General features: G+C 66.3%; 3 protein-coding genes. 2 read left to right on the top strand and 1 reads right to left on the bottom strand.

Annotated elements, in window-relative coordinates:
* Positions 1 to 504, bottom strand: a 504-nt coding sequence (locus VF497_RS07890; protein WP_330887412.1) for a protein kinase, incomplete at its 3' end; no start/stop codon positions are given.
* Between the two features lie 361 nt (positions 505 to 865).
* On the opposite strand from VF497_RS07890, the gene VF497_RS07895 reads away from it, so the two are divergent.
* A complete protein-coding gene (locus VF497_RS07895; RefSeq protein ID WP_330887414.1) occupies positions 866 to 2,185 on the top strand; it encodes an amidohydrolase family protein in 1,320 nt (439 codons plus the stop codon).
* Between the two features lie 121 nt (positions 2,186 to 2,306).
* Positions 2,307 to 3,173 (top strand): thioredoxin, encoded by an 867-nt coding sequence (trxA, locus tag VF497_RS07900; RefSeq protein ID WP_330887416.1) that lies wholly within the window; start codon positions 2,307 to 2,309, stop codon positions 3,171 to 3,173.
* The last annotated feature ends 179 nt before the right edge of the window (positions 3,174 to 3,352 follow it).

Below are 3,352 nucleotides of genomic sequence, written 5' to 3' on the forward strand. Positions count from 1 at the left end.
GACGTACTCCATCGCGAAATAGGGCCGGCCGTCCGCGGCGATGCCGCCGTCGAGCAGGTGCGCGATGTTCGGATGGTCGAGTCGCGCCAGGATCTGCCGCTCGCGCAGGAAGCGCGCGAGGACGGCGTCGGTATCCATGCCGCGTTTGATCAGCTTGAGCGCGGCGCGCTGGTGGAACTGGCCGTCGGCGCGCTCGGCCAGCCAGACCACGCCCATGCCGCCCGCACCGAGCTTTCCGACGAGCCGCCACGGGCCGATGCGGCTGTCGGTGGAATCGACATCCTGGACGGCCGGCGATTGCGCGCTATCGAAGGGCGCCGCGGCGACCGTCTTCGCAGCGGCGACGCCGGCCTGTTCCTGCGAGTCGAGCATCGAAACGACGAACTTGCGCAACTCGGCATCGTCGCCGCACAACGTGCCGAGCAGCGGCACGCGCTCCGACGCCGGCACGTCGAGCAGCTTCTCGAAGATATCGCCTGCAAGTTGCCAGCGCTCGGTATCCATCCACGATGCCCCTAACGGCGAAGACGGTCCTTCCGGAAATTCCCGCCTCGCGCCCGCCCAGGCAGCCGTTCGCACGGCTGATTGCGGATGGTGGCCCCGTCGTCACGGCGTCCGGTGCGGTTCCGTTGCGACGACTATAGAACCGGCATCCGCGACTCTCAAGAGATCAATCGCGACCGTATGTCGCAGTCGGCCGACGATCTCTTCGTCGATGGCGCGGCGCGCACGCCATGGCTTGGCTGCCGAGGGCCGCGCCGACCTCGCGGCGGACGCTGGCCACAGCCGCCCGCGAATTGCGGCGACGCAGATGGATTGCACCGGGAACAACCGCTAGCATGCCGCGACCTTCGAGGAGACATCCATGCGCCTGTTGCCGCTCGCCGCCGTCGTCGCTTCCACGCTCGCCATTTCCGCCCACGCCGCCGAAGCGGACAAATCCACGGCAGCAACGGAAGTGAGGACGATCCACTGCGCTCATCTGATCGATACCGACGCGGGCAAGCTGCTTGGCGAGTCGACGATCGTGATCGAAGGCGCGCGCATCAAGGAAGTGCGCCCCGGCAAGGCCGACGTGGCCGGCGCGAAACAGGCCATCGACTTGCCGACGAGCACCTGCCTGCCCGGCCTGATCGACAGCCACGTGCACCTGACGATGGAGTTCAGCCCGACGACGTACAGCGACAAGTTCCGCCTCAACGCCGCCGACTTCGCCATCCGCAGCACGGTGTACGCGAAGCGCACGCTCGACGCGGGCTTCACCACCGTGCGCAATCTCGCCGACAACAACGGCGATTCGATGTCGCTGCGCAATGCAGTCAACGCCGGCATCGTGCCCGGCCCGCGCATCTTCACCGCGGGCACGGCGATCGGCTCGACCGGCGGCCACGCCGATTTCACCGACGGCTTCCGCAAGGATCTCGCCGGCGATCCCGGCCCGAAGGACGGCATCATCAATTCGCCGGAAGATGCGTGGAAGGCCGTGCGCCAGCACTACAAGGACGGCGCCGACGCGATCAAGATCATGCCCTCGGGCGGCGTGCTCGACGAGAGCACCAGCGTCGACAACGCGCAGATGACGATCGAGGAGATCAAGGCCGTGGTCACCGCCGCGCACGACTACGGCTTCACCGTCGCCGCGCACGCGCACGGCGCCGAAGGCATCCGCCGCGCGATCCTCGGCGGTGTCGACTCGATCGAGCACGGCACCTACATGGACGACGCCGACATGAAGCTGATGAAGGAACACGGCACCTGGCTCGTGCCGACGATCATCGCCGGCAAATACGCCGCGGAGCAGGCGGAAAAACCCGGCGTGTTCCCACCACAGGTCGCGGCCAAGGCCAGGCTGGTCGGGCCGATCATCCAGGCCACCGCGGGCAAGGCGTACAAGGCCGGCGTGAAGATCGCGTTCGGCACCGACGCCGCCGTGTATCCGCACGGACGCAATGCGAAGGAATTCGTCTACATGGTGGAGGCCGGCATGCCGCCGATGTTCGTCATCCAGGCAGCGACCACGCATGCCGCGCAGCTGCTGAAGAAGGAAAAGGAACTGGGCAGCATCGCGCCGGGCAAGTTCGCCGACGTGATCGCAGTCGAAGGCAACCCGCTCGACGATGTCGCCCTGCTGCAGAAGGTCGGCTTCGTCATGAAGGCGGGCACGGTGTACGCCAAAACACCGTAGGCTATTCGCGGGCCATCGCGTCGCGAGAGCGGCTGCGCGTGAGCCCGGCCCGGGTTGCAATCGCGCGCGCCGCCGCCATCTTTCGCTATCCTCGCGCCCCTCTTCCGCATCCGAATCCGCCATGACTGCTTCTGTCCATACCTTCGACGCCACCGAAACCAATTTCGAAACCGACGTCATCCAGGCCTCGCTGACCACGCCCGTGCTCGTCGACTTCTGGGCCGACTGGTGCGGGCCGTGCAAATCGCTCGGGCCGATCCTGGAGAAGGTCGTCGACAGCTACGGCGGCAAGCTCAAGCTCGCCAAGGTCGACACCGACAAGGAACAGCAGCTTGCGGCGGTGTTCGGTATCCGCAGCCTGCCGACCGTCGTGCTCGTCAAGGACGGGCAGATGGTCGACGGCTTCATGGGCGCGCTGCCCGAATCCGGCGTGCGCGCGTTCGTCGAGAAGCATCTCGGCAAGCCGGAAGCGGGTGAAGAGCCTGCACCTGCCGTGAACGAAGCGCTTGCGCATGAAACGCCGCAACAGACCGTCGCGCGCCTGCGCGAGGAAACCGCCACGAATCCGGACAAGGCCGAGCTTAAGCTCGATCTTGCCCTCGCACTCGCCCGTGCCGGCGATGCCGATGCGGCGCAGGCGCAACTCGATGCACTGCCGCCGAATCTCGCCAGCGATGCGAAGGCCAAGCGCGTCGCCGCGCAGCTCGATCTGTCACGCGCGCTCAAGGGCGCCCCCGATATCGCCGCGCTGCGCGCACGGCTCGCGCAGAACCCCGCTGACCATGAGGCTCGCGATCTGCTCGGCGTGCACCTGCTGCTCGGCGACGAGCCAGCGCAGGGCCTCGACGAATTCCTCATCCTGCTGCGCACGGCGCGCGACTGGAACGAGGGGCAGGCGAAAAAGCGTCTGATCGCTGCATTCAACGTGCTCGATGACGAGGAACTCGTCGGCGCCTACCGGCGCAGGATGTCGTCGTTGCTGTTCTGATTTCTTTTCCGTTCTTTGTCTGGAATTTGAAGAGCAAGAGCTTCCACTCGTCCTGCGGACGAGCGTCTTACTTTCTCTGCTCGTGCAGAGAAAGTAAGCAAAGAGACACGCCCCAGAGCATTGCGCCTTTCGGGCATCCTGCCCGAAAGGTCCGCGTCAGCGGCCGGGTTCCGCTGACA

Origin of the sequence: Rudaea sp. (genome assembly GCF_036383415.1) — a bacterium.
Classification (GTDB): Bacteria; Pseudomonadota; Gammaproteobacteria; order Xanthomonadales; family Rhodanobacteraceae; genus Rudaea.